The sequence below is a fragment of the Novosphingobium silvae genome (assembly GCF_009856825.1).
In the GTDB taxonomy this organism is placed as follows: domain Bacteria; phylum Pseudomonadota; class Alphaproteobacteria; order Sphingomonadales; family Sphingomonadaceae; genus Novosphingobium; species Novosphingobium silvae.
In genome coordinates, this window is record NZ_WVTD01000006.1 from 52354 (window position 1) to 79104 (window position 26751).

The window sequence follows — 26751 nt, forward strand, 5'->3', positions numbered from 1 at the left end:
ATGGCGCGCCTTGTCGCCGCGGCGCTTCCCGCCGTCGCTCTGGCCGCCTGTTCGCTGGCACCGAAGTACGTGGCTCCCGCGCCGCCGATGCCGGCCTCCTGGCCTGTTAGCGATGCCTATCTCGCCCGGAGCGAGGCTGCCCTGCCGCTCGTCAGCTATCGTGAGATATTCCGCGATCCCCGGTTGCAGGCCCTGGTGGAGCAAGCGCTCGACACGAACCGCGACTTGCGCGTGGCCGCTGCAAACCTCGCGGCGGCCCGGGCGCAGGTCCGCGTGACGCGCGCCAACCAGTTCCCGGCCGTCGACATCGGCGGATCGGCCACCGACAATGAAACCGGAGGCGGCTTCGGCCGCAACGGGATGCAGTATTCCCTGCAAGGCGGGATCTCGAGCTTCGAGGTCGACCTGTTCGGAAGGCTTGCGAATGCGACCGAGTCCCAGCGCAACACCGCGCTGGCGACGGAGGCGGCGGCCCGAACCGTGCGCCTCGGCCTTGTTGCAGACATCGCTCTCGCATGGGCGACCTACGCGGCGGACCGCGACCTTCTGAAGATCGCGCAGTCCACCGCGGCCAACGCGCGCGACAGTGTTCGACTGTCGAACGCACGGCTGAAGGGCGGCGTGGCGGCGCGTACGGAACTGCGCCAGGCCGAACAGGTGCTGGAGACCGCGAACGGCGACGTCGCCTTGCAGACTGCGCTGCTGGCGCAGGATGTCAACCTGCTGCGTCTCCTCGTCGGCGCGGACTTCGACCAGGCCCTGCTCCCCGGCGGGATCGACGAGGTCAATGCCAGCCTTGGCGAGGCCCGCGCGGGGCTCGACACGCAGATCCTGCTGCGCCGTCCGGACGTGGTCCAGGCGGAGTACCAGCTTCGCGCCGCGAATGCCGACATCGGCGTCGCGCGAGCCCAGCTCTTCCCGACCATATCGCTGAGCGCGCTGGTGGGTTTCGCCAGCACTTCGCTGTCTTCGCTGTTCGACGGCGCCTCGCGCACGACCACACTTGGCGCGGACGGCAGCTGGTCGATCTTCAATGCCGGCGGTCGCACCGCCGCCGTCGAGGTCACCAGGGCCCAGCGCGACGCGGCGCTGGCGACCTACGAAAGCGCGATCCAGACCGCCTTTCGCGAAGTGGCGGATGCGCTTGCAAACCAGGGCACGATCGGCGAACGGCTGCGCGCCGCCTCGGCGTTCACCGCCTCGGCGCAGGATACCGCGAACCTTACCGAGGCAACGTATCGGCGCGGCATCACCGGTTCGCTTGAAAATCTCGACGCCCAGCGAAGCCTCTATTCGGCCCGTCAGGCAGAGATCAACGTCCGGCTGCAACAGGCGACGAACCGCGTCACGCTCTACCGCGTACTCGGCGGCGACCAGGCGAGCATTCCTGCCGCACATTAGGTCGGGGGCCGCCTTCAGCCGAAAAGCGGCACGACCTGCGGAAGGTCCACGGTCGTCCGGATCCCGGGTTCGGCAACGCAGACGGCGGGGACCGCATTGATCGGTCGATGCGCCGTCAGACCTGGCGTATAGGCGGCGTAATTCTCCTCCGAGATCGGGAAGTAGATGTCGAGCTTTACCGGGGTGTCTCCCTCGGTAGAGCTGCGCCAGCCGGATTCGCGCAAGTTCCACTCGTGCTCGATATCGGGAGTGACGTACCAGTTCGCCCGGAACTGCAGGATGGGCCGGCCCCGGTGCTTGCAGGTGATAGTCGTGCGCATGGCGCCGACGGTGCCTGCCGGAACCCTGCCCGCGGCGATCTCGACATCGGTCCTTGCAGCGGAGAGTTCTCCCGCGGCCTCGATCTCGTCGGCGGGTAAGCCAATGGCGGCCGCGAGTTGTGCAAGGGAGCTTCCGAAGTCGCCCTTCAGGTGCTCGGCGCGGCGATGGTCGAAGGGTGCCATGGGCGCGGCGAACCCCATGATCCGGAACAGCATGTCCGGCGAGTCGCGGCTGGAGACATCGGCGTATTCGTCGATCGTCAGCAGGTCGTGCCGGCGCTGCAGCGAAAGCAGCGGGATCGCAAGCGCCTCGGTGACAAAGCCCGGGCTGGAACCCGTGGAGTAGATCGAAGTCCCGCCGCGCGCACATGCCTCCTCGATGCGTTCCCGGCGAGCAGGGTCCATCATCGGCGGATGATGGAAGTCCCCGCGCGTGGTGACCACGTTCTTGCCTGATGCGAGCAGCGCGCAGAGCGCGTCATAGTCGGTGCCTTGCGGCATGTACAACACGCAGTCCGCGTCGAGGGCGAGGATGGCCTCGATCGCGTTCGTCGCCTTGACGCCGGTGTCGGCGAGCCCGCAAAGCTCACCTGCATCCCTGCCCACCTTGTCCGGCGAGCTCACCCACAGACCGACGAGCTCCATGCGCGGATGCTTCGCCACCATCCGCAAGGCGCGGCTGCCAACGTTGCCGGTCGCCCACTGGACGACCTTCCATACCTTGTCCTGCGCCATCCTTGTCCCTACCTCCCGTTGCAATCCCTTCCGGCCAGGCTCGCCGACGCAGTGCCTTGATTCATCGGTCCGCCCCGGCATGGCCCGAACAACCCCCGGATGGGGACCCGAAGGCTCAGAACCGCACGCCCACTTCCAGGCCGTAGGTCGCTGGCTTGCTCCAGTTCGCGCCGATGCCGAAGCTGGAGTACTGGGCTTGGGTACGAAAGCGGCTGTCGGTGACGTTGTCGCCGTAGGCTGCGACGTGGAAGCGCTCGTCCGGCGCGGTCCACTGCGCACGCAGGGCCAGGGTCGCGTAGTCGCCCTGCTCGAACTGAATGCCCGAGGGGCCGAAAAAGAAACGGGACGAGTAGAACAGGTTGCCCGAAAGCGCGACCTGGCCGCCCGCCAATTCCGTTTCGTAGCGCCCGCCTAGGAAGCCGGTGAACTCAGGCGTGCGCTGCATCGTCACGTTCTCGAGCGTGGTAGGCACGACCACAAAGGTGACGCCGTTCGCCGCGCAGTCGGCGGCCGCTGCGCCCCCCAGTTCGGCACAGCGCACGTAGACGGGCGCCTCGTTGAACCGCTTGTACCGCGCATGGACCCACGAGGCACCGGCGGAAAGCTGGAACTCGGGCGTTATCTCGTAGCGCATCGAACCTTCGAGGCCGTAGATTTCGGACGTCGCTGCGTTGATGATCTCGGCGGTGCCGGTGCGGAAGATCGATACCTGCAGGTTCTTGTAATCGTAGTAGAACGCCGCAGCCTCGAACGAGAGACCCCGTTCCTCGTACTTGAACCCCACTTCGTAGGCGTTGATGTCCTCTGGCCTCACGTCGTTGCAGGTATAGTTGGTCAACGCGATCTGGCACGAGCCACCAACGTCGAGCACGGCCGCCTTGTAACCCTTGGTGAACGAGGCATAGATGCTCGTCCGGTCGGTAGGCTTGTAGCGCAGGACCACGCGGGGTGTCAGCTTATCGTTCGAGATGTCGGGGACCGGCACCTCTACCGCGGTAAGCTGGTGGTTCCAGTAGGCATCGACGATCTTGTCCTTCGAATAACGCGCGCCCACCGTGAGGAAGAGCTGCTGCGTGAATTCATAGGTAGCGTCGAGGAATGCCGCGTAGCTCTTCACCGTCGTGCTCGATCCTCCAAGCCGAACGCGCGAATTCCAGTCGTTGCCGGCATTGTCGAGATAGGTGAGGTAGGTGTCGGTGTTCTCGAAATAGAACAGCCCCGCCGTCCACTGCAGCCGCGGGCCAGCCTTGGAAGTGAGGAGAAGTTCCTGACTCCAGGTCTCGTTTACGTTGGGAAGACCGAGTTGGAAGATATCGGCGCCGGAGTAGTCGAGATCCTGCGACATGTCCGACTTTTCGCTGCGGTACTGGCTGTAGGAGGTCAGGTCTGCAAAGCCGATGTCGGCCCGGATGGTACCCTGCACCACGTCGCTGTTCGAACGGAACACCTCATCGACCGAGCCGGTGGCGATCCTGTTCCTGGCGGTGGTGTATGGCCCTGCGAGTCCGCCGAACGGAGCGCCGAGACCGAAGTCGCTTGTGTCGAGCGAGGCAGCCAGCATGGTCGAAGGGTCGTCCGTCTCGCCATGCTTGTAGCGCACCAGCAGTTCCACGCTGTCGGACAGTTCGGCCATCATGCTCAGGCGGAACGACCAGTTCTCGTAGTCGCCCACCCTTTCGCCGGTGGCGATCTCGCGCTGCCATCCATCGCCTCGCCGGTACTGCCCCTCGACGCCGAGGGCCACACGGTCCGAAACGACGTAATTCGCGATGGCCTCGGCGCGGGCCTCGTTATAGCGCCCGTATCTGACGCGTCCCTCGAAGGCGTTGGCGCTGGTCGAAGGCTCACGCGTGGAAACAAGGATCGCGCCACCGGTCGTGTTGCGCCCGAAGAGCGTTCCCTGGGGCCCTTTCAGGACCTGGATGCTGTCGACGCTGATGAGATCGAAATCGGCGGCCAGCGGATTGGGCGAGTAGAACCCGTCGATGTAGATGCCGACATTGCCGCCGCCGCCCGAGGTTGTCACGGCCGTGCCGATGCCCCGGATGGTGGGCTGGAAGAAGCCTCCGGCGAAGTCGAACCGCAGCGCAGGCGTGACTTTGCCGATGTCGGCGAGTTGCTGGATGCTGGCCGTTTCAAGCGCGGCGCTGGAAAGATTGGTGATCGAGATCGGCACGTCGACCTGGGCCTCGGCGCGGCGCTGCGCGGTCACGATGATGGCGCCTTCCCCGGCCGCTGCCGAATCCTGCTGGCCGGCAGCCCCATCGACCTGCGCCGCCGCGGGCAAGGATGCGAGCGCTGCGGCTCCGGCAAGCGCGAATACGGACGTACGGGTCCTAAGGTTCTTCACGGCACTCCTCCCCTGGCTTTTGCCCTGTCCTACATCCCGCCAGACAGGCTGGGCCAGTGCGCCGCCGCATACCCGTCGAGATATCGCGGCGGCAGATTTGCCTTGGGGGAACGTGACGCCAGAAAGCACCAAGTCAGGGTGCGATATAGCCGATCGTCTCCTGACGCGGGTCGTAGGACTCCGCTTTCCAGCGGACCGAGCCGAAAGGCCGCTCCAGCCGGCGGCGCACGCGGCGGCCGTGATCACTGCGGTTGAATGCGTCGGCCTGTGCCTGGATGTCGTAGTCGGCCTGGGTGTAGCGGTCGCGCATCCGCAGATAGTCGCCCCATGTGGGGCAGTGGTATCGCTCGGTCCAGAGCGCGAGGTTCTCGATGTCTCGCGCTATGCTCCAGTCGAACGCGCCGATGCGCTTGCGCACGCGTTGCATGGTCATCATGACGGCATAGAATTCCCGCGCGAGACCGGGATCGACGTCGTATTCCACTTCCACCACCACCGGCCCCGACCGAAGTGTGAGGGGAAGCGTGGCCTCGGGCTCGTAGCCGATCTCCACGGTGTCCAGATCGGCGTCGGAGTCTTGTCCGATGGGAAGCAGCACGCCCAGCAGCGAAGTCGCCCCGACTGCGATGCCCGAGGCGACGAGCGCGAAGGCCACGTCTTGCGCGGAGGCCACCATGCCCCAGGCCCAGGCACCGATCCCGATGCCCGCAGTGATGGCCGAGGAGAAGAGCGAGAGCGCCCGCGCCGTCACCCACCGGGGAGCCGACATCTGCACCGAGACGTTGAGCATCGCAATCGTCAGGATGTTGCAGGCCCCCACGACGAGGAACGCCGCGCAGGTGAGCACGAGCGAATGGCTCAGGCCGGTGATCACCAGCGCGATTCCGGTGCCGACGGCAAAGAGGCGCACCGCCCATTCCGTCGGAAGCGCCGCGCGGAGCTGGCTCACGAACAAGGCGCCCGCCACCGCTCCCACGCCCTGAGCGCCGAGCAGGATGCCGAAGGTCGCCGCGTTGCCTGCCAGCAGGTCCTTGGCGATCAGGGGGGCGAGCGCGGATGCCGTCGCGGTGGACAGGCCGAAGACCAGCACGCGCAACAGGGCGGTGCGCACAGCCGGCGCATGAAGCGCGTACCGCGCGCCTGTGAGGATCGCGCGGTCGATCCGCTCGGGCGGCAGGCGGGAGGGAACGTGCCGGCGCTTCCAGAAGAAGAATGCGGCTAGAAGCGGCAGGTAGAGCAGCGAGGTCATTCCGAACACCGCCTTGACGCCGTAGACCACCACGATCAGGCCACCCAGCGCCGGACCGAAGCTGCGCGCGACGTTGTAGCTGATCGTGCCCAGCGCCACAGCCGCCGGCAGGTGCGCGCGCGACACCTGTTCCGGGATCGAGGCCTGCCAAGAGGGCGAGAAAAGCGCCACGCCTCCGCCGATCAGCACACAGAACGCCAGCAGCACCCATGGCGTGGTGAGCCCCAGAAAGGTGATGGCAGCGAGCACCGCGGCACTCACCGCGCTGAATGCGAGCCCGGTCATCGCGATGCGGCGGCGGTCGAACATGTCGGCGATAGCGCCTGCGGGCAAGGTCACCAGCATGAGCGGGATCATCAACGCGGTCTGTACCAGCGCGACCATGCTGGCCGAAGTGCTCAGCCGGGTCATTTCCCATTGCGCCCCCACGCCAAGGAACAGCTGGCCGAAGTTCGAGAAAAGGCTGGCTATCCAGATATTGCGGAACGTGGGCTCCCTCAACGGGGCGAACGATCCGCCGCCGGTGTCCTCCGTCGCCGGCGACTGCCCGCCCCCTGCACTGCCAGCCATGACCATCCGTCCTTTTTTCCTTGTCAGGCACGATCTTGTCCGCATCGGCCTGGCCGTCAACCCGCCCGTTGCCCACGTGCCCCGCGCAGACCGCGCAGCGCACGCCAATATACTAACCAATATTAGCAATCGCTAGGGCGATAGCGATCCGCTCTCGATTGCAATCGCCCGGGTGCCCTAGCATGACCGCCGATGGAGCGACGCCGTTGACGTCGGACCGCCGCGAAATCAGGGAGATCACGTGTGAGCGAAGCCTACATCATCGACGCGGTGCGCACGCCTCGCGGCCTCGGCAAGATGGGCAAGGGCGCGTTGTCGCACATGCATCCCGAACATCTCTCCGCATCGGTGCTGGCAGCGCTCAAGGAACGGAACGACTTCGACACGGCAGAAGTGGACGACGTGATCTGGGGCGTTTCCGCCGCCCTCGGCTTGCAGAGCGGAGATATCGGCCGCATGGCAGCACTGGATGCAGGCTATGACGTGAAAGCGGGGGGCGTCACGCTCAACAGGTTCTGCGGTTCGAGCATCACCTCCACCAGCCTTGCCGCCGCGATGATCAAATCGGGCATGGCCGACCTTATGGTCGCGGGCGGGATGGACATGCTCTCCTATGCCAACATGTACGGCATGAAGATGCGCGAGGCGGGCCTTGGCAGCGCCGGGATGGGCGCGGCCAACGCTCGCCTGCAGGCCCGGCATCCGCAATCGAACCAGGGCATCGCGGCCGACGCCATCGCCGCCATGGAGGGCATTACCCGCGAGGAACTCGAGGCGCTGGGGGTAGAGAGCCAGCGCCGGGCAGCCCAAGCCATAGCTGAGGGTCGCTTCGACAAGTCTACGATCGTGGTGAAGGACGAAGAGGGCAACGTGATCCTCGATCATGAGGAATATCCCCGGCCCGAAACGACGGCGCAAAGCCTGGCCCAGCTCAAACCCGCGTTCGAGATGTTCTACGACATGCCCTCGGCGCCGGGCGGAAAGACCTATGTGGAGCTGATCAACCAGGTCTATCCCGATGTGGAGATCAGGCCGGTCCACCATGTCGGCATATCCTCGGGGGTGGTGGACGGCGCCTCCGCCATTCTCCTCGCATCGAAGGAGTACGCCGAGGCCCATGGCCTGCGGCCCCGCGCCCGCATCGTGGCCATGGCGGAGACCGGCGACTGCCCGACGCTCATGCTCAACGGTCCGGTTCCCGCAGCGCGCAAGGTGCTGGCAAAAGCAGGCCTTTCGATCGAGGACATAGACGTCTTCGAGGTCAACGAGGCCTTTGCCGTGGTCGTCGAGAAATTCATACGGGATCTTGACCTCGACCGCGCCAGGGTTAACCCGAATGGAGGTGCGATGGCGCTGGGCCATCCCATCGGAGGGACCGGCGCGATGCTCATCGGAACCGCGCTCGATGAACTCGAACGGACCGGCGGGCGTTACGGTCTCATCACGATGTGCGCGGCGGGCGGGATGGCCCCGGCCATCATCATCGAGCGCGTCTGACGACGCCCGGCATCATCAGGCGCGCCCGACCGCGCCCGGCAAGGAGCAATGCGTGGCCACCGAGGCGGAAGCGACATCCACGGGCAAGATCACCGACCCCTTCATCATGCGCGACGACACCCCGACGCGGCAGGTAGGTCTGCGCATGACCGTTATTGCCCGTCTGCAGCGCAACAACTTCGACCGCAAGGTTGCTGCCCTCAACGTTACGCGCTCGCAATGGGCGATGATCGCCACGGTCGCCCGCTATCCGGGGTCGACCCAGCGGACGATCGCCGAATACCTCGAGATGTCGGAGGCGTCGGCCGGTCGCCTGATCGATCGTCTTTGCGCCGACGGTCTGCTGGAGAGGCGCGATCGCCGCGACGACCGCCGGGCCAGAGCCGTCTACCTGACGGAATCCGCCAAGCCCCTCCTCGACCAGCTCGGCGTGATCGCGTCCGAAAGCGAGAAGCGCATGTTCGCGGGCTTCTCCGACGAGGAAGTGGGGCAGCTCCTCGATTTCATGACCCGTATCTACGATAACGTCAGCCGCGGCTGAGACGGCTGGCCGGCTACCCTGCATAGCCGTCCGAAACGCCCGCTTCTACAAGCCGAAACACGACCCCGGGACTGCCCTCTTCAACACTGCACGAACGAAAAGGGCGACGCCACAGGCGCCGCCCTTCTTCTTGAGAGCTCTCGTACGGCTTACTTGGCCGCGGCGATTTCCTTCTTTGACAGCGACGAAGTCACCTTGCCGGCCACGTCGCTCAGGCTCGAAGCAGGGACGGTGACCAGGCGGCCATTGAGGATGACCTGCGGGTTGCCCTCGGCAGTGACGCGGTAGATCGGTGCCAGGCGGTGGCCGTCCGCTGCATAGAGCATCTTTCCGGCGTTGAGCGCGAGGGGCGATGCCGCTTGCGCAGTGGCTTCACTAACCTGAGTCGTCTCGGCGAACGCTCCGGCAGGAACAGCCGCAACGGTTGCGAGAGCTACGAGCGAGGCGAACTTCTTCATCGAGTGTCTCCGGAAAATGCATCAACATGCTGCAGGAGCGCCTGCAATTACTAAGCTGAGTTAGTATTATTTGAACACCCGGTCAATTGCGATTTACGCATCTGATCCCTCCGGTTTGTCAACATCATCGCTCGTGCGAAAACGTGTTTGTTACGGCGTCTCTGCCGACGCTGGATCTGCCATGAGAGGCCTGATCGCAGGTCATGATCGTCCGCACGATGGGGTGGGCAGTTGATCCTCCATCCCTTTGCGCGCACATCGAAGAGCCTCGCGGAAACGGCTGAAACCCGGCCATCGTCCGTACTTCACAAGATAACGGCAGGGACTGGCAGCAGATGTCGACAAAGGTCATGGAGGGTGTGCGCGTCCTCGAGGTGGCGCAGTTCACCTTCACTCCGGCCGCGGGCGGAGTACTGGCGGACTGGGGCGCGGACGTCATCAAGATCGAGCATCCCGTGCGCGGCGACACGCAGCGCGGGTTCCTCAACATGGGCGGCGTCACCCTCGATCCGCTGCGGCACACCCTGTTCGAACACCCAAACCGCGGCAAGCGCAGCGTCGGGATCGACCTGTCCACCCCCGAGGGCCAGGAAGTCCTGTACGAGATCGCCCGTGAGTGCGACGTGTTCCTCACCAACTACCTTCCCCAGGTCCGCCAGAAGAACAAGTTCGACATCGAGCATATTCGCGCGGTCAACCCGCGGATCATCTATGCCCGCGGCTCCGCGCTCGGCAACAAGGGGCCGGAGCGCGAAGTCGGCGGCTTCGACGGCACCTGTTTTTGGTCTCGCAGCGGCATCGCATACTCGATGACGCCCGAGGAACTGCCGGGCCCGCTCTCCCAAGGCATCCCGGCCTTCGGCGATTCGATCGGCGGGATGTTCATCGCCGGCGGCATCTCGGCAGCGCTCTATCACCGGGAGAAGACCGGGGAGGCTACCGAACTGGACGTCTCGCTGCTGAGCACGGCCGCGTGGGCCTCGGGCGCGGTGATCGCGCAGGTTGCCGAGACGGGCGTGCTGACCCGCAACCCGATGCCGGGCTCCGGCGGCGCGGCGCGCAACCCCTTCATGGGCAACTACGAGGCGAGCGACGGCGGCACGATCAACTTGTGCACGATCTCGCCGACGGGGCACATCCGCAGCCTGTTCGAGCATGTCGGCGTGCCAGAAGCCGCAGACGACCCGCGCTTTTCCGAACCGCGTGCCCTGTTCGAGAACGCGGGCGCGGCAAGCGACATCCTGGTGAAGGCTTTCGCCGAAAAGCCGTTCGAATACTGGCGCCAGCATCTCAAGACCTTCTCCGGCCAGTGGGCTCCGATTCAGAGCTTCCACGACCTGCTTACCGACGGGCAGGCGCTCGCCAACGACATGATCCTCGAGGTCGAGGGGGCCGATGGCGGCGCGCCGCTCAAGCTCGTGCGCGGCCCCGTGCAATGGAACGGCGAGCCAGTGGAAACCACCCGCTCGCCCCAGGCGTCCGAGCATACCGAAATCGTGCTCATGGAAATGGGTGTCGAGTGGGACCGCATCGAGGAGTGGAAGGCAAAGGGCGCGATCGCCTGAGGCGCTCCGCCACGATCGACGGAAGCCGGCTGCCTCATCACGCGGCGGCTGAACGCAGGTCGATCCGGAACAACGACGCACACACGAGAGACGAGGACTGACAATGAAGCCTGGAACCCGCCTGAAGAGCGCTGCCTGCGACACCGAAGTCATGGTGATCCGCGCCGCCGAGGGCTTGATCGAGTGCGGCGGATCGCCCATGGAGGAGGCAAAGCCTACCCAGGCCGCCCCTCTCGCCGCCGATTTCTCCGCCGGAACGCTGATGGGCAAACGCTACGTCGATGCGGACGGCAGATATGAACTGCTCTGCGTCAAGCCCGGCAAGGGATCGCTCTCGGTCGATGGCATTGCGCTCGTCGTCAAGGATGCGAAGCCGCTCCCCGCGTCCGACTGAGCCCTTCCCTCCTTCCAAAAGGCGTCTTGCCCGAACGATGAATATCGCGCTTCTTCTCGAGATGGCCGCCGAGGCCGCGCCCGGGCGCACTGCCCTCGTTTGCGATGGCAAGCGCTGGACTTACGGCGACCTCCTCGCCGCCGCGCGCGGCGCTTTCGAGCTGATCCAGCAAAGCGGCGCCGAGTACGTGGCGCTGCTTGACGAGAGCAGCGAAGCGGCCGTGATCGCTGTCTTCGGCGCGGCCCTTGCAGGCGTGCCCTATTGCCCGCTCAACTATCGCCTTCCGGACGCTGACCTCGCCGCGCTGCTTGGCCGGATCGCCCCCGCCCTCGTTATCGGTGATGAGGAGCGGGTGCTGCGCATTGCAGGCGACCAGGACCACACCGTCCTCTCGCGCGAGGATTTTACGCTGAAGGCTCAGGAGACCGTGCCCGCGGACGACGCGCGCGAGTACGATCCCGGAGAGGGCGTCGCGATCCAGCTCTTCACCAGCGGCACGACGGCGGCGCCCAAAGCGGCGATCCTGCGCCATTCCAACCTGCTAGGCTACATCCTGGGCACCGTCGAATTCGCCAGCGCGGATGAGGCGGACGCGGCGCTCGTCGTCGTGCCGCCCTATCACATCGCGGGCATCTCGGCCCTGCTCTCCTCCATCTACGCGCAGCGCCGGATCGTAATGCTGCCCGGCTTTTCGCCCGAGCGCTGGCTGTCGCTCGTCGAGGAGGAGGCGATCACCAACGCTTTCGTAGTTCCCACCATGCTGGCGCGCATCGTCGATGCGATGGACAGGGGAGCGAGCGCCGCCATCGAGACGCTTCGCGCCATCGCCTACGGCGGGGGGAAGATGCCGCTCGAGGTGATCCACAAGGCGTTGGAGCGCTTCCCGCGCGCAGGCTTCACCAACGCCTATGGCCTGACCGAGACCAGTTCCACCGTCGCGCTGCTCGGCCCTGACGACCACCGCGCGGCGCTTGCCTCGAGCGATCCGCGCATCCGCGCCCGCCTGACCTCGCTCGGCAAGCCGATCCCGACGGTGGTGATGGAGATCCGGGGCGAGAACGGCGAGGTCCTTCCGCCCGGCGAAGCAGGCGAGATCTACGTGCGCGGCGAACAGGTCTCCGGAGAATACAAGGAGAAGAGCGCGCTCGATCCGGAAGGCTGGTTCCCCACGCGGGATGCGGGATACATGGACGAGGATGGCTATCTGTTCCTGTCCGGCCGGGCCGACGACGTGATCGTGCGCGGCGGAGAGAACATGTCCCCTGGCGAAATCGAGGACGTGCTACTCACCCATCCCGCCATCGCCGATGCCTGTGCCTATGCCATTCCCTCGGTCGAGTGGGGCGAGGCGGTCGGCGTCGCGGTGGTCACCCGCGAAGATCATGTCGCCCCGGACGAGGGCGAATTGAGGGAACTCGTGCGCGCGCGCCTGCGCTCCTCGCGCGTGCCGGAGAAGATCGCGTTCCTGCCCGAGCTGCCATATAACGAGATGGGCAAACTGCTGCGCCGCAAGGTCAAGGACGTCCTTGCCGGCTGAGCGGGCCAGCCGGGCGTCCACGTCCCCCGCTCCCGCGATCCCCCTTGCGCGCTGGGCAGATCGCCAGCTCAAGGCCATGGCCCGGGCCCACGCCAGCGCCGCGCTTTCTGCTCTGGACGGAGCGGCCATCATGGGAGAGCGTGCGTCAAACGGGGGCTTTTCCATTGCGGGCAGGATTTCGGCCGGGCCCGGTGGCAGCCGTCTCATGCCGACGCGAGACGGGGGATGGTTCGCGCTCACCCTTATCCGCGAGGTCGACCGCGAACTTCTCCCCGCCCTCTTCGGCAATGCGGAGATCGACCCGTCCGACTGGAATGCCATCGAAGCCGCCGCCGCCCGCCGAGATTGCATCGAGCTTGTCGCCAGAGGCCGGTTGCTGGGCCTCCCGGTCGCATCGGCCGACGAGCTTCCCGTGTCGCAGCCAGTGCAGGTCATGACGCGCGGACCACGGCGCGAACGCTCGCCCGGCCATCGGCCGCTGGTGGTGGACCTTTCCGCCATCTGGGCCGGACCGCTGGCCGGGCACCTGCTGTGGCAGGCCGGCATGGAGGTCGTGAAGGTGGAAAGCCCCAGCCGTCCCGACCTGATCCGCCGCGATGATCCCGACACGTTCGACCGGATCAACCAGGGCAAGGCGAGCGTCCTTGTCGATTTCACCTGCGCCGAGCAGAAGGCCGCGCTGGTGGCGCTCATCCGCCGTGCCGACGTGGTGATCGAATCCTCGCGGCCAAGAGCGCTTCTCCAGCTCGGGATCGACGCGGACCAGCTGGTGCGGGATGTTCCGGGGCTCGTCTGGCTCTCGGTCACCGGACACGGAGCCCTGGGCGAAGCCGCGCAGTGGGTGGGGATCGGCAACGACTGCGGCGTCGCGGGCGGCCTCTCGCGCGCGATGGCCGACCTCACCGGCGAGATCGGCTATGTCGGAGACGCCATCGCCGATCCCCTGACCGGCATCACCGCTGCCCGCGAAGGGCTTGCCGCCTACCGCAGCGGTGCCGCGCAGCGCATCGGCCTGTCGATGAGCGCAATCGTCTCCATGGCTCTTGCGGAGGAACGCGCGCACGACCGCGCCGCCGTCGACGACGAACTGCACGCATGGGGCTGCTCGGTCGGAAGCGCCTTTCGTCATGTCGCTCCGCGTCCACTGCAGGCGCCCGTGCACCCGCCGGGCGCCGACAACGAGAGCTACCTGCCATGCTGATCCGCGGAGCCGAGGTGAGCGGCGTGCTCTGCGACGTGCGCATCGCAGGCACTCGCATCGCGGAGATGGGCCAGCTTGCCCAGCGCGCGGGCGAGCCGCTGATCGAAGCGGGCGGCGGCGCCCTGCTGCCGGGCCTGCACGACCACCACATCCACCTTGCCGCCACAGCCGCGCGGCGGGCATCGATCCCTTGCGGCCCGCCCGGCGTCATGTCCTCCGAAGCCTTCGTGCGCTCGCTGCAGGTTCCGGGGAGCGGATGGCTCCGCGGCACCGGCTTCCACGAAAGCGTGCTCGGGGGCACTTTGCCGGACGCGTGCATGCTCGACCGCATCGTCGCCGACCGCCCTGTGCGCATCCAGCACGCGACCGGGCGCATGTGGCTGCTCAACTCGCTTGCGCTGGAGAAACTCCTCGCCGCCGCTCCGCCGCCGCCCGGCCTCGAGCGAAAGCATGGCCGCTTCACCGGCCGCCTGTTCGACGAGGACGCATGGCTGCAGAAGGCGCTCGGCAGCGTTCCACCCGATTTCATGGACGTGAGCGCCGAGCTTGCGCGCTACGGCGTCACCGGCATCACCGACATGTCGCCCGCGAACGGCACGGTGATGGCCCGCCACTTCACAGGCCAGGTGGAAGCCGGCCGATTGCTGCAGTCGGTCGTTCTGGCAGGCAGCCCGGCTCTTTCGCAGGCACCGCAGGAGCATTGGCGGATCGGCCCGCTGAAGCTGCACCTGCACGAAGCGGCCCTGCCGGACTTCGATGTTGCACTGGCGCTTGTCCAGAGCGCCCGCGCGCAGGGGCGTACCGTCGCGGTGCACTGCGTGACCGAGGTGGAACTGGTCTTCGCTCTCGCGCTTCTGGAGGCGGGAGAAGCGCGTCGCGGAGACCGTATCGAACACGTGTCCGTCGCCTCTCCCGATCTTGTCGAGCGCATGGCCCGGCTTGGCCTGGCTGCCTGCGTGCAACCGCATTTCATCGCAGAGCGGGGCGAGCGCTACCTTGCCGAGGTCGATGCCCGCCACATTCCGGATCTCTATCGCGTCAACACCCTGATCGAGGCAGGGATCGCGGTGGCCGGGGGAAGCGACGCGCCCTACGGCAGCGTGGATCCATGGGCGGCGATGGCTGCCGCCTTGCGGCGAATGACGTCGAACGGCACCGTTGTCGGCGCGGGAGAAGCCATCAGCCCCGAAGCCGCTCTCGACCTGTACCTGGCTGACCCGCTGGACTTTCGCCGGATACGCCGCGTCGCGCCTGGAGAGCCTGCCGACCTGTGCCTCCTCGCCCAGCCGTGGTCCCGCGCGCGCCAGCGGCTCGACAGCAGCGACGTGGCCGCGACGATCGCGAAAGGCCGGTTAATCCACCAGGCTGTCGACCAGTCCCCATTCGAGCGCCTGCCGCGCGCCGACGCGGCGGCCGGATAGGGCCAGGAAGGCCGTTCGCTGGCGGCCGATCCGCCGCGTCAGCGACACGCAGCCGCCAGCTCCCGGAAGAATGCCCATCGCAAGCTCGGGCAACTGGAACCACGAGCGCCGCGTCGCGCGAACGTGCCCGGCAAAGGCGGCAAGCTCCAGCCCCGCGCCCACACAGGCACCGTCGATCTCCGCCACGAACCGCTCCGCGCAGCGCGCAGCTTCCCACGCCGGCAGCGTCCGGCAGCGGATCATGTGGGCGGTGGCGGGATCGGTCGTGGTGCCGAACTCGGCAAGGTCGGCACCAAGGCTGAAAGCCTTGCCGCGTCCCCGCAGCGTTATGCGCGTGATGCTCGGGTCAAGGTTGACCAGCGCGAATGCTTCGTAAAGCGCATCGCGAAGCGGTCGGTCGATGGCATTGCCGGCCTCCGGCCGGTCGAGCATTGCGACCACTTCGTCGCCATTGCGCGAAAGCTTGAGCCTGCCGGGCGGCTGTTGCGCGGGCGTTGGGCGGTGCCCTGCGATCCAGGCGCGATGCCCCGCGCTGCCCTGAAGCGTTGCGTATGCCAGCGACTCGGCCGCAAGCCCGTCGTCTACGGAGAGACCCGGCAGCATCCGCAGCAGGTGAACCAGCGTCGCTGCGGCCAGAGGTTGTGCACGGATGGCCTCGACCAGCTGCTCCGCGTGGAATGCATCTTCGACGAGCACATCCAACCGCGAAGCCAGCGAATGCGAGGGATTGCCGATGCCGACGATGGGCCACGGGGGCAGCCGCAGGTCTTCCCAGCTCTCGCGCCGGGTATCGAGATCGATCACGGCGACCGGCTCGTGCCATGCGGCACCTGCGACTTCCGACTGCTCGCGCCGAAATGGGAGGCCCGTCAAATGCGCCGCTTCCATGCTGCCTCTCCCCTTCCGTTGGTCGTTCTCACCCATGCGACAGGACCGGGGAAGCGGAAATAGATCACTTAGTAGCGTGCAGCTCAAGTGCTGTCGGCGCACGAAAGAGGCGCTTGATGAACACCACTGTTGATGCTAACCCAAGTGAGCAAAAAACGAGAAAGACTCAGTTATCTGGGCAGCGACTCGGGGATTGAGGCGAACTCAAAGAAGCGAGTTCAACCACCAAGCAGAGGGAGGAGAGACCTCATGTCTGGCAAGACGTCGTCATCATCGAACAAGGCCAAGATCGCGCGGCGGGTCATCGAAGTTCTTGAGTACTTCGACGATGCCCACCGGGAAGCGACTGTGATGGATATCGTCAGGCGCTACAACCGGCCGCAGTCCAGCACTTCGGAACTGCTGTCGAGCCTGGTGGAACTTGGGCTGCTTCACAAGGACCCCTATTCGCGCGCCTACAGCCTGACGCCCCGGGCTGCCCTTATCGGCACTTCCGGCCAGCCCGAACTTGTTCGCGACGGCCGGATCGTGCGTCTAATGGACCGATTGGTGGCGCAGACCGGCCTTTCGGTCGCGCTGCATTCGATGGTCGGAATGGATGTGCAGATCGTCAACTGGCGTCACGGGCCAAGGGCGCTTGCCGCCACGCGCGAACTGGCAGGCGGCGTGAAGGAGCCGCTCGCCCGCAGCGCCGCGGGCTGGCTGATGTTGTCCACTATCGCGCGCCAGCGCTGCGAAGGCATGGTGCGCCGCCTCAACGCCGAAGCGGAAGAGCAGGCCAAGTTCGCCTTCCCGGAGATGATGGCGCGCATCGACGCTTGCCGCGAACCGCGCCACGCTTTCGGCCCGGCCGGTTTCGGCACAGGCGCGGAGGCGCTGTGCGGCCTTGTCCCACGCCAGCCTGACGGCCACCCGCTCGTCATCAGCCTGGTCTATGGCAAGGACGACAAGGTCAATCCCGAGGCGCTGTTCCAGTGCCTCCGCGATGCCATGGTCGCCTGCCTCCCGGATCCGGCACCGCAGCACCCGCAAGCATCCGTGGAGCATTTCTCCCACGCCGCCTGATTGCCTGAATGGTTTCGAACCATCTCACATGGCCTTGCGGGATCGCCCCGCAAGGCCATGCAGCGCACCTCTTCCCCGGCGAAAGGCCCGCACTCGCCAGCGGGCGACTTCGTGCGTCCGCACTCCTCCTCGGCAGGCTTGCAGGAGGCCTCCGGCAACGCGGCGAGGTGCCGGGCCCAAGCCTTCTGGCCCTTCTCCAGGCGCTAGCGGGGTCTTTCCCGTGCCATTGCAACGCGCCTTCCCGAATGGGAACTTGCCCAGCGCCCTCTCCACCCCCGTGGTCACGAACAAGGCGTGCGCATCGCGCCCGCGATTGCCTCGTGCGGTGGATTGAACGGCTCTAGCCGCTGTGTTCAGGACCTAGCATGAAGCCCTCAGGGCCGTCCGATCGCCACGGCTGCACCGACAACGATAAGCTCCGGGAAAGTCTGCCATGAACTTCGACCTGACCGATGAACAGGAAATGCTGCGCGACACTTTCGCGCGTTTCCTCGACGAGAACTCCAGTACCGCACGGGTGCGCCAGGCGCAGGAGACGGACGGTTTCGATCCGGCGCTGTGGAGCGAACTGGCGGAACTTGGTGCTTTCTCCATGCGCGTGCCCGCAGATGCGGGCGGCATGGACCTTGGCCTTTTCGACGCCGCCCTGCTGATGGAGGAAGCCGGGCGCACGCTCGTCTCGGGACCGCTCGCAGAAGCCCTCGTCGCCGCGCGGCTGCTCGGCCAGCTGGGTGGTCAGGATGAACTGCTGAGAACGGTGATCGCGGGCGAGGCGGTGGTGACCATCGCCGCCTTCGACATGGCGGAAAAGCCGCTCCAGTGGATCGCCGGCGGCGCGGTGGCGAAAGCGGTCATCGCACGGCGGGGGCTCGAAGTCGTGCTTGTCGCGCCGGCAGGCGGCACCGGCAAGGCGGAAGCCAACCTCGCGTCCACGCCGATCGCCGAGATCGACCTGACCGCCGGCGACATCGCCGTGCTCGGCGCGGGAGAGAAGTCTGTCTCCCTCTTCGCCGCCGCGCTGGAAGAGTGGAAGCTCTACATGGCTGCCGCCCTGTCCGGCATGGGGCGCCAAGCACTGAAGATGGCGAGCGACTACGCGGCCGAGCGCAAGGCGTTCGGCCAGCTCATCGGCACGTTCCAGGGCATCTCCCATCCGCTGGCCGATCTGCTCTGCGACGTCGACGGCGCCAAGTTCCTGGCCTGGAAGGCCATCCGCGACATTCACGATGCCTCCGACGAGGCCGGGCCGACGATCTCGCTTGCCTACTGGTACGCCTGCGATACCGCCGCGCGCGCGGTGGCGCAATCGCTTCACACCTTTGGCGGGTACGGTCTTTCGAACGAGTACGACATTCACCTCTACAACCTGCGGGCAAAGGCATGGCCGCTCATCGTTGGCGACCCCCAGCTTGCACTCGAGGAAGCGGGCCGGCGCCTCTACGCGGGCGAGGCAGCAACACTGCCGGATTCAGGCGACGTCCCGCTCGATTTTGATCTCGGGGACGAGGCTCGCCAGGTCTGCGCCGAGATCGCGGAGATCTTCGCCACCAAAGTCACGGCCGAGCAGAAGGCGATGTTCCACTATTCGTGGGAGGGGTACGTCCCCGAGGTACACAAGCTGCTTGCCGAGCACAGCCTCCTCTTCCCCGGTCTTCCCGAGCATCTCTCCGGCCGCAACATCACCCCCTACGCCCGGATCGCCGCGATGGGCGAGATGGAGCGGCAGGGCTACAACACGCCCGGCGCGAACGTGGCGGCGATGGTCGCCATGATGATCGACAAATACGGCTCGGACGAGCTCAAGGCCGAAGTGCTGCCCGGGATCGTCGGCGGTGATGTCCTCTGCTCGCTCGGCTACTCCGAGCCTTCCTGCGGGTCGGACGTATTCGCGGCGCAGTGCAAAGCGGTGCAGCAGGCGGACGGGTCTTGGCGGATCGACGGTACCAAGATGTGGACCAGCGGGGCCAACCTTGCCAGCTACGTCCTGATGCTCGCGCGGACGAACACCGAAGTGCCCAAGCATAAGGGGCTGACAATGTTCATCGTCCCGCTCAAAACCGAGCGGGTGACGGTGCAGGCCGTGCACACCTTCCAGGACGAGCGGACCAACATCACGTTCTACGACGGTGTGGTCATTCCTGATTCGTGGCGTCTGGGCGAGATCGACGGGGGCGTCAGAACAATGAGCGCCGCGCTCGAACTGGAGCATGGGGGTGGCTTCTCCAAGGTGATGAAGGCGATGATCGAGGCCGCAGAGGAATTGACCCGCGAACTCGGCATCGCGGGCGAGGTGCGCACGCAGTGCCGCCTTGCACGCAGTGTCGCTCATCTGTGGATATCCGACATGCTGGCGTACCGCTCGCAATGGGCCAGCGTCGAGAAGAAGCCGAACCACGGCTTCGGTCCGATGGCGAAGATGTATTCCTCGGAGAAGTTCCTGAGCGACAGCCGTGACCTGCTCGACCTTACCGCCCCTGCCTCGCTCTCCAAGCGCGAAGGGCCGGCGGGCTTCCTCAACCAGTGCTATCGCCACGCGGCAGGCACGACGATCTACGGCGGCACCAGCGAGGTTCACCGCTCGATGGTGGCCGAGCGCGGGCTTGGCCTGCCCCGCACGCGTGGCTGAAAGGAACGCCATGACCGAAGAAGCACCTCACCTGCTGACCGAGGAAATGGACGGGATCCTCGTCACCACGCTGAACCGACCGGACAAGCTGAACGCCATCAGCCGCGAGATGATGGACCTTCTCACCGAGGCGGTCCTTCGCCTGCGCGACAAAGCCGACCTGAATGTCATGCTGATCCGCTCGCAGGGGCGCTACTTCAGCTCGGGAGCGGACCTGCGCGGCGGAAGCCGCAACATCGCCTCGGAGGCGAACGTCGCCGCGAACACGGCTAGCAAGGTGCGCGAAAACCATCGCCTCAATCTCAACAATATGCAGCAGCTGTGGGACGAGATGGAGCATGTGGAGAAGCCCATTGTGGTCGCCCACCATGCCATGTGCGTGGGCGGCGGGCTGGAGATGAGCCTCTCGTGCGACTTCCGCCTTGCCTCCAGAAGCGCGGCCTATGCTTTCCCGGAGGGGCTCTTCGGCGTTCTCCCGGCCTCGGGCGGCGTGTCGCGTCTCACGCGGCTCTGCGGTCCGCACTGGGCCCGGTGGCTGATCATGGCGAACAAGCCGGCCAGCGCCGAAATGGCCTTCACCATGGGTCTCGTGCACCAGGTCTACGAGGACGGGGATTTCGAGGCCGAGGTCATGGACTTCTGTCGCCATCTCGCCAAGCAGAACGGCGAGCAGATGGGCGCCGCCAAAGTCGCGATAGAGCTCTGCGCCGAGGTGGGCCGCGATTCCGCCCGCCACGTCGAGCGCATGGCGAACAGCGCGCTCATGCTGAACCCGGACTACATCATGGGCATGGAAGCTTACCTGAAGGGGGTGGGCGGCAAAGGCGGGTAGCGGCCGGCGCCCCTTGCCAAGAGCAGATCATCGGGGCACTCCTGCCCTTGATGAGAGGTTACCTGACTGCAATGCTCCTGGCGCTGGCGACGGCTTCGCTGGGGGCGGCTCCGCTGGCGGCGAAGGAGCGGCCCGCGCGCGACGATACGAGCTGGGCTTTCGAGCACAGCGACATCCCGGTCGACGAGGCGTACCGTTTCGGGCGGCTCGGCAATGGCATGCGCTACATCATCCGGCGCAACGCGACACCTGCCGGCATCGGCGTGGTGCGCATGGACGTGAAGGCCGGATCGCTTGACGAGGCCGACCACGAGCAGGGCTTCGCGCATTTTGTCGAGCACATGGCCTTCAACGGCTCCGCCCGAGTGCCCGAAGGACAGATGATTCCCCTTCTCGAGCGCGAAGGGCTCGCCTTCGGCGCCGATACCAACGCCTCGACCGGGCTCGACCGGACGCTTTACAAGCTCGACCTGCCCCGCTCCGATCCCGCGCTTCTCGACACCGCGCTGATGCTGATGCGCGAGACCGCGAGCAACCTCACGATCTCGCAGGAAGCGCTGGAGCGCGAGCGGGGCGTCGTGCTGGCGGAAATGCGCGACCGCAACACCTGGTCGCTGCGCAACACGGTGGCGGCAACGCTCTTCTTCTATCCGCGCGCACGGTACGGGCAACGCTTCCCGATCGGCACGGCCGAGACCCTGAACGCCGCCAATGCCGAGGCGCTGCGCACCTTCTACGAGCGCGAATACGTTCCCGCCCATGTCACTCTCGTCGTCGTCGGGGATTTCGACGTGGCGGCGGTCGAGGCGGGCATCGTGCGCCACTTCAACGACTGGCGCGCAAAAGCGGCCGAGCCGCAACCCGGCGCAGGACCCGTCGATCCACGCGACCACGACCGTGCGGCCATCCACCTCGACCCCGCGCTGGCCGAGCGCGTCACCGTGCAGCGCAACGGCAAGTGGCTGGACCAGCCCGACAGCGTGGTGCGGCGCCGGGAAGGACTGCTGCGCTCGATCGGCTACGACATCGTCAACCGCCGCCTGCAGCGCCTGTCGCACACCGCCGATCCGCCGTTCCGCGGGGCGGGCTTCGGGACGGGCGACGTCTTCGAAGCCGCTCGCTCGACGCGGCTGATCGTGGACACCGTCGATGGCAAGTGGCGCGCCGGGCTGGATGCGGCGGGCCGGGAGTATCGCCGCGCCCTCTCCTACGGCTTCGAGCCTGTGGAAGTGGCCGAGCAGGTGGCGCAGATCCGCACCGCGCTCACCAACGCCGAAGCGTCCGCCGCAACGCGCAGCAATGCCGTGCTGGCGCAGCTCGCCCTCGCCCTTGTCGACGACGAGCTCGTGCCCTCCACGCCCCGGTCCGCGCGCGAGCGTTTCGATGCCTTCGCGCAAGAGATCACCCCGGCGGCCGTGCTCGCCGCCATGAAGCGCGAGGCGCTGGCGCTGGAAAAGCCGCTCATCCGCTTCCAGGGGCGGCAGGCGCCCGAAGGCGGCGAGCAGGCGCTGCGGGAGACCTGGCGCAAGGTCATGCGCGCGAAGATCGAGCCGCCGAAATCCGGAACTTTCGCCCGGTTCGGGTACACCGATTTCGGTACGCCCGGCACGGTGGCGAGCGACCGGACGGTTCCCGGGCTCGGCATCCGCGAGATCCGCTTCGCCAACGGGGTCATGCTGAACCTCAAGAAGACCGACCTCGAGAACGACCGTGTCAGGGTGAGCCTTGCCATCGATGGCGGCGACATGCTTGCCACCCGCTCGAACCCGCTGGCCGCCGAGATGACCGCGTACCTCGACGAGGGCGGGCTTGCCCTGCACAGCCGGGACGACCTCGAGACGATCCTGGCCGGGCGAACGGTCGGCTTCGGTCTGTCGCGCTCGGAGGCGAGCTTCGATTCGCGCGTGGCCACCACCCCGCGCGATCTGGAGCTGCAGCTGCAACTGCTGACCGCCCTCATCACCGCGCCCGGCTACAGGCCCGAGGGCGAAGTCCAGTATCGCCAGCAGATCAACAACTACTTCGCGCAGGCCCGCTCCACCCCCGCCTCCGCACTGCAGATGGAACTGGGCGCGATCCTTTCAGACCATGACCCGCGCTTCAGCCTGCAGAAGGTCGAGGACTATCGCCAGCTCACCTATGCCCGCCTGCAGGAGGACATCGGCGACCGGCTGGAGCACGGCGCCATCGAGGTCGGCGTGGTCGGAGACATCGACGAGGAGCGCACGATCGCCCTCGTCGCGGCAACGCTGGGCGCGCTGCCCGCGCGTGAGCCCGCGTTCCGCTCCCATGGCGAGCAGCCGCCCCGCACGTTCGCGAAGGATCGCAGGCCCCGCGTCATTCGCCACGCCGGGCCCGACGACCAGGCGTTGCTGCGGATCACCTGGCCTACGCGCGACGATGGCGATCCCGTGGAAGCGCTCGCCCTCGAGCTGTTGGAGCGCGTCATGCGCGTGGAGCTTACCGACCAGCTTCGCGAAGCGCTGGGCAAGGCCTACTCGCCATCGGCCAGCAGCTATCTGTCGCACGAATGGAAAGGCTACGGCGTCTTTGCGGTCAACGTGTCTGCCGAGGTGTCGGAAGTGCCGGCGGTGCGGGCAGCCGTTGCGCAGGTCGCGGCAGACCTGCGCAAGGCTCCGGTCAGCGACGATATCCTGCAGCGCGCGCGTCAGCCGCTGGTCGAGGGACTGCAGAATGCCCTCAAGAGCAACAGCGGCTGGATGGCGCTGGTCGACAGGGCGCAGACCCGGCCCGACACCATCGAGCGTTTCGAAAAGGCCAGGGCCCGCGTCCTTGCCCTCACTGCGGCCGACGTCCAGGCAATGGCGGCCCGCTACCTGGCGCCCGAGGCCGGCCTTGAAGTGCTGGTCCTGCCCGAAGGCGCATCGCAGGCCCGCTGACCGGCCACGTCACCGCGCGTGGTTTGGACGCGTCGGCCTGCCCGTCCGTTCGGCCCAGCCGGTGACGAGATCGTCGTAGAGGCTCTGGTCGACCAGGTCGTACTTTTCGGGGAAGCTGGTGAACGCCTCCATCGCGCTCGCCACCCTGCCGGTTTTCATCAATTCGCGCGCCATTCGCAGATGGTTCACCGCGGCTGACACCCAGCCCCATCCGGTGGACAGCGTAAACCGCGTGCCGGGCAGGTCGAAGCCGAGCGTGCAGACCGGGATCCTCACGTGCGGGATAACCTGCGCCTGTTGTTCGGGAGGAGCGCTGGCGAAGACGATGGCGTCGGCGCCCGCCTCGGCATAGGCGTGCGCGCGGCGGATGGTCTCCTCTGTGGAACCGCCGCCGCCGCCGCCGTTCGCACTGGTGTAGAGCTCGTCGCAGCGCGCGATGATGACAAGGCCTGAATCGCCCCGCCCCTTCACCCCCGCATCGATGCGGCACTGCATCTCCTCAATCGAGCAGAGGCCATTCACATGCTTCGAGTGCTTTGGGTTTACCTCGTCCTCGACGTGATACCCCGCGATCCCCGCCGCCACGTACATCCGGGTCAGGCGATAGGCATCGGCCACCGTTTCGCCCAGCGTATCGGCATCGGCGACAAGCGGTATGTCCATGGCCTGCGCGATGCGACCGGCCTGTTCGATCTGCTCGATCTGGCTGAAGCTGCCGTTGTCCGGGATGGCATAGTGGAAGGCGGAGCACGCGTGGCCGCCCAGGTACGCGGCCTTGAAGCCCACGTGCTCGACGATCCGGCCGGTCAGCGCGCTGTAGGCTTCCGCGGCGACGAAATGGTCGCCTCCCTCGATAAGGGCGCGCAGCTTCTCACCCGGTGTCGGCATCGCACTCTCCCTTTTCCCGCACACCTGTGCAGGACACGCCTGCGCAGGAGGGACTCGCACGGAAGCGCCGGGCCGCGCAAGCTTGGGCGCGCCGCCAAAAGTCTTATCGGCGGGGCGTTACGATCCGATCCGCTGGAGCGCGGGAACGAGTTCGTCGAAGTGGCCGATGACGGCGGCGGCGCCAAGCTCATCGGGCGCAAGGTCGTTGAACCCGAAAGCGACCGCGACGCACGGCAAACCTGCCGCCGCCGCTGCCCGCGTGTCGTAGCTGGTATCGCCCACATAGGCCGCGCGCCCGCCGCCGCCGCGCTCCAGCATGAGCTGGATCAGGTCGGGCTGGGGCTTGGCTCTTCCCGGGCCGAGCGTATCGCCGCCGATCACCGTGTAGAAGCGCTCCGACAGGCCCAGTTCGGCGAAGATCTTCACCGCCAGATGTTCCAGCTTGTTCGTCACAACCGCCAGCTTGGCGCCGCGCGCCGCCAGCGCATCGAGCATGGCCTCGCCTCCGGCGAAAAGCCGGGTCTCGACCGCGATGTTGGCGGTGTAATACTCCAGCAGCGCGGCATGCAGTTGCTCGAAGCGGTTCTCCTCCACCGCGCCGCCCGTCGCCAGCAGTGCATTGGCGAGCATCTTGCGGGCGCCCCCTCCCACGAAGCCACGGACTTCATCGCGCGGAACCGCCGGGCGACCTTCCAGCGCCAACGCGTGGTTCACGGCGTGGGCAAGATCGCCGAGACTGTCGAGCAGCGTTCCGTCGAGGTCGAACCCGACGATGTCGAAGGGAAATGAAGTCATCTTCGCTGCTGTGGCGGCTTGGTGTGGAAACCGCAATGATTTGCTGGCAGGAGTGCACCCATGACTCCTGACAGTACGCCTGCCGCCCCGTCCGCCGCCTCTGCCTCGGCGCCTGCTCCGGCCGCCACGCCGCTCGCCGTCGTGGTTCTTGCCGCGGGCAAGGGCACGCGGATGAAGAGCGACCTGCACAAGGTCCTTCATCCTGTCGCCGGTCGCCCGATGCTGGAGCACCTGCTCGCCAGCGCGGCCGAGCTTGCGCCCGAACGGCAGGTCGTCGTTGCCGGACACGGGCGCGATCAGCTGGAGAAGGTTCTCGGCCCGCGCGCCACGATCGCGGTGCAGGAACCGCAGCTTGGCACCGGCCACGCCGTCCAGCAGGCGCAGCAGGCGCTCGCGGACTTCTCGGGCGATGTGCTGATCCTCTACGCGGACGTGCCCTTCGTCAGCGCGGCCACCATGCGCGCCATGATCGAGCGCCTGCACGCACCGGACGCCCCCGCAGTCGTCGCGCTCGGCTTCGAGCCACAGGATCCGCTGCAGTATGGCCGCGTGCTGGCGCACGACGATGGGCGCATCGCGATGATGGTGGAATACAAGGACGCCACACAGGAGCAGCGCGCCTGCCGGTTGTGCAACTCCGGCCTGATGGCGGTGAAGTCCGCCGACCTCTTCGACCTTCTCGCCAGGGTTGGCAATGAGAACGCCCAGGGCGAATACTACCTGGTCGACATCGTCAATATCGCGACGCTCGAAGGACGGCCTTGCGCGGTCATCGTGACTGACGATGCGGACGAGGTGGGCGGCATCAACAGCCGCAGCGAACTGGCCGAGGCAGAAGCGCGCTGGCAGGCGCGCCGTCGCCAGCGTGCGATGGCCGACGGTGTCACGCTCATTGCGCCCGAAACGGTGTTCTTCGCCTGGGACACCCGGCTCGGCCGCGACGTCACCATCGAGCCCAACGTGGTCTTCGGGCCGGGCGTGAGCGTTGCCGACAATGTCGTGATCCATGCCTTCTCGCACCTTGAAGGCGCGACGCTGGAGAGCGGCGTCTCCATCGGCCCCTATGCCCGCCTGCGCCCGGGCGCGGTGCTGAAGACCGGGTCAAGGATCGGCAATTTCGTCGAGATGAAGAACGCGGTGCTGGGCGAAGGCGCCAAGGCCAACCACCTGACCTATCTTGGCGATGCGACAGTCGGGGCCGGCGCCAACATCGGCGCAGGCACCATCACCTGCAATTACGACGGCTATTTCAAGCACCGCACCGTGATCGGCGAGCGCGCGTTCGTCGGTTCGAACAGTGCTCTCGTCGCGCCTGTGAAGATCGGGGCGGATGCGATCGTCGCGGCCGGAAGCGCGGTGACGCGCGATGTGGCCGATGGCGAACTGCGCCTCGTACGCGGAGAGCAGCTGGTCAAGCCGGGCTGGGCCGACCGCTTCCACGATGCGATGAGGAAGAAGAAGGCCGAAAAGACGGACTGATCCCTTCCCGCCGCATGCCCCTCTCAGCGGCCATGCGCC

Annotated in this window: 20 protein-coding genes; 13 read left to right on the forward strand and 7 right to left on the reverse strand. The window is 66.6% G+C overall.

What is annotated here, in order from left to right; translation table 11 throughout:
• Positions 1-1401: an efflux transporter outer membrane subunit gene (locus GR702_RS09795; RefSeq protein ID WP_160985712.1), complete on the forward strand. Its 1401-nt coding sequence runs from the start codon at positions 1-3 to the stop codon at positions 1399-1401.
• A gap of 14 nt (positions 1402-1415) precedes the next feature.
• On the opposite strand, the gene GR702_RS09800 is transcribed toward GR702_RS09795, so the two are convergent.
• The 3 genes from GR702_RS09800 to GR702_RS09810 all read right to left on the reverse strand — a co-directional run bounded on the left by GR702_RS09800 (position 1416) and on the right by GR702_RS09810 (position 6625).
• On the reverse strand, positions 1416-2456 hold the full coding sequence (locus GR702_RS09800; protein WP_160985713.1) for an NAD(P)H-dependent amine dehydrogenase family protein: 1041 nt from the start codon (positions 2454-2456) through the stop codon (positions 1416-1418).
• A gap of 115 nt (positions 2457-2571) precedes the next feature.
• Complete coding sequence (locus GR702_RS09805) at positions 2572-4806, reverse strand: TonB-dependent receptor domain-containing protein (RefSeq protein ID WP_160985714.1); 2235 nt, start codon at positions 4804-4806, stop codon at positions 2572-2574.
• Positions 4807-4939: 133 nt separating this feature from the next.
• A complete protein-coding gene (locus GR702_RS09810) occupies positions 4940-6625 on the reverse strand; it encodes an MFS transporter (protein ID WP_160985715.1) in 1686 nt (561 codons plus the stop codon).
• Between the two features lie 243 nt (positions 6626-6868).
• Here GR702_RS09810 and GR702_RS09815 point away from each other — a divergent pair, with 243 nt between their 5' ends.
• Together GR702_RS09815 and GR702_RS09820 are read left to right on the forward strand one after the other, a co-directional pair.
• Complete coding sequence (locus GR702_RS09815) at positions 6869-8122, forward strand: acetyl-CoA C-acetyltransferase (RefSeq protein WP_160985716.1); 1254 nt, start codon at positions 6869-6871, stop codon at positions 8120-8122.
• Between the two features lie 52 nt (positions 8123-8174).
• Entirely contained in the window at positions 8175-8663 is a 489-nt protein-coding gene (locus GR702_RS09820; protein WP_160985717.1) for a MarR family transcriptional regulator, read from the forward strand.
• 149 nt (positions 8664-8812) lie between these two features.
• On the opposite strand, the gene GR702_RS09825 is transcribed toward GR702_RS09820, so the two are convergent.
• Positions 8813-9121, reverse strand: coding sequence for a hypothetical protein (locus GR702_RS09825; protein WP_160985718.1), 309 nt, complete (start codon positions 9119-9121; stop codon positions 8813-8815).
• Positions 9122-9456: 335 nt separating this feature from the next.
• On the opposite strand from GR702_RS09825, the gene GR702_RS09830 reads away from it, so the two are divergent.
• From GR702_RS09830 to GR702_RS09850, 5 genes are all read left to right on the forward strand, one after another.
• Positions 9457-10686, forward strand: a complete 1230-nt coding sequence (locus GR702_RS09830; protein WP_237449648.1) for a CaiB/BaiF CoA transferase family protein — start codon at positions 9457-9459, stop codon at positions 10684-10686.
• A 103-nt stretch (positions 10687-10789) separates the two neighbouring features.
• Entirely contained in the window at positions 10790-11080 is a 291-nt protein-coding gene (locus GR702_RS09835) for a hypothetical protein (protein ID WP_160985719.1), read from the forward strand.
• A gap of 37 nt (positions 11081-11117) precedes the next feature.
• Positions 11118-12617, forward strand: a complete 1500-nt coding sequence (locus GR702_RS09840; protein ID WP_160985720.1) for a class I adenylate-forming enzyme family protein — start codon at positions 11118-11120, stop codon at positions 12615-12617.
• Positions 12607-13818 carry a CoA transferase gene (locus GR702_RS09845; protein WP_237449649.1) on the forward strand — a complete coding sequence of 404 codons (1212 nt, stop codon included), beginning with the start codon at positions 12607-12609 and terminating at the stop codon, positions 13816-13818. The genes GR702_RS09840 and GR702_RS09845 overlap by 11 nt, the downstream gene beginning before the upstream one ends.
• Positions 13812-15239: an amidohydrolase family protein gene (locus GR702_RS09850; protein WP_160985721.1), complete on the forward strand. Its 1428-nt coding sequence runs from the start codon at positions 13812-13814 to the stop codon at positions 15237-15239. The genes GR702_RS09845 and GR702_RS09850 overlap by 7 nt, the downstream gene beginning before the upstream one ends.
• Here the strand turns inward: GR702_RS09850 and GR702_RS09855 are convergent.
• Entirely contained in the window at positions 15171-16127 is a 957-nt protein-coding gene (locus tag GR702_RS09855; protein ID WP_160985722.1) for an enoyl-CoA hydratase/isomerase family protein, read from the reverse strand. The two genes, GR702_RS09850 and GR702_RS09855, sit on opposite strands and share 69 nt — an antisense overlap.
• 249 nt (positions 16128-16376) lie before the next feature.
• Between GR702_RS09855 and GR702_RS09860 the strand changes: the two genes are divergently transcribed.
• The 4 genes from GR702_RS09860 (at position 16377) to GR702_RS09875 (ending at position 23550) form a co-directional block, all read left to right on the forward strand.
• Positions 16377-17192, forward strand: coding sequence for a helix-turn-helix domain-containing protein (locus GR702_RS09860; RefSeq protein WP_160985723.1), 816 nt, complete (start codon positions 16377-16379; stop codon positions 17190-17192).
• Positions 17193-17625: 433 nt separating this feature from the next.
• Entirely contained in the window at positions 17626-19818 is a 2193-nt protein-coding gene (locus tag GR702_RS09865) for an acyl-CoA dehydrogenase family protein (protein WP_160985724.1), read from the forward strand.
• 10 nt (positions 19819-19828) lie between these two features.
• Entirely contained in the window at positions 19829-20650 is an 822-nt protein-coding gene (locus GR702_RS09870; protein ID WP_160985725.1) for an enoyl-CoA hydratase/isomerase family protein, read from the forward strand.
• Positions 20651-20700: 50 nt separating this feature from the next.
• Positions 20701-23550 (forward strand): M16 family metallopeptidase, encoded by a 2850-nt coding sequence (locus GR702_RS09875; protein WP_160985863.1) that lies wholly within the window; start codon positions 20701-20703, stop codon positions 23548-23550.
• A gap of 9 nt (positions 23551-23559) precedes the next feature.
• On the opposite strand, the gene GR702_RS09880 is transcribed toward GR702_RS09875, so the two are convergent.
• Both GR702_RS09880 and GR702_RS09885 read right to left on the reverse strand, forming a co-directional pair.
• Positions 23560-24438 carry an isocitrate lyase/PEP mutase family protein gene (locus GR702_RS09880; RefSeq protein ID WP_160985726.1) on the reverse strand — a complete coding sequence of 293 codons (879 nt, stop codon included), beginning with the start codon at positions 24436-24438 and terminating at the stop codon, positions 23560-23562.
• 117 nt (positions 24439-24555) lie between these two features.
• A complete protein-coding gene (locus tag GR702_RS09885) occupies positions 24556-25233 on the reverse strand; it encodes an HAD-IA family hydrolase (protein WP_160985727.1) in 678 nt (225 codons plus the stop codon).
• 60 nt (positions 25234-25293) lie between these two features.
• Between GR702_RS09885 and glmU the strand changes: the two genes are divergently transcribed.
• Entirely contained in the window at positions 25294-26712 is a 1419-nt protein-coding gene (gene glmU, locus GR702_RS09890) for a bifunctional UDP-N-acetylglucosamine diphosphorylase/glucosamine-1-phosphate N-acetyltransferase GlmU (RefSeq protein ID WP_160985728.1), read from the forward strand.
• The last annotated feature ends 39 nt before the right edge of the window (positions 26713-26751 follow it).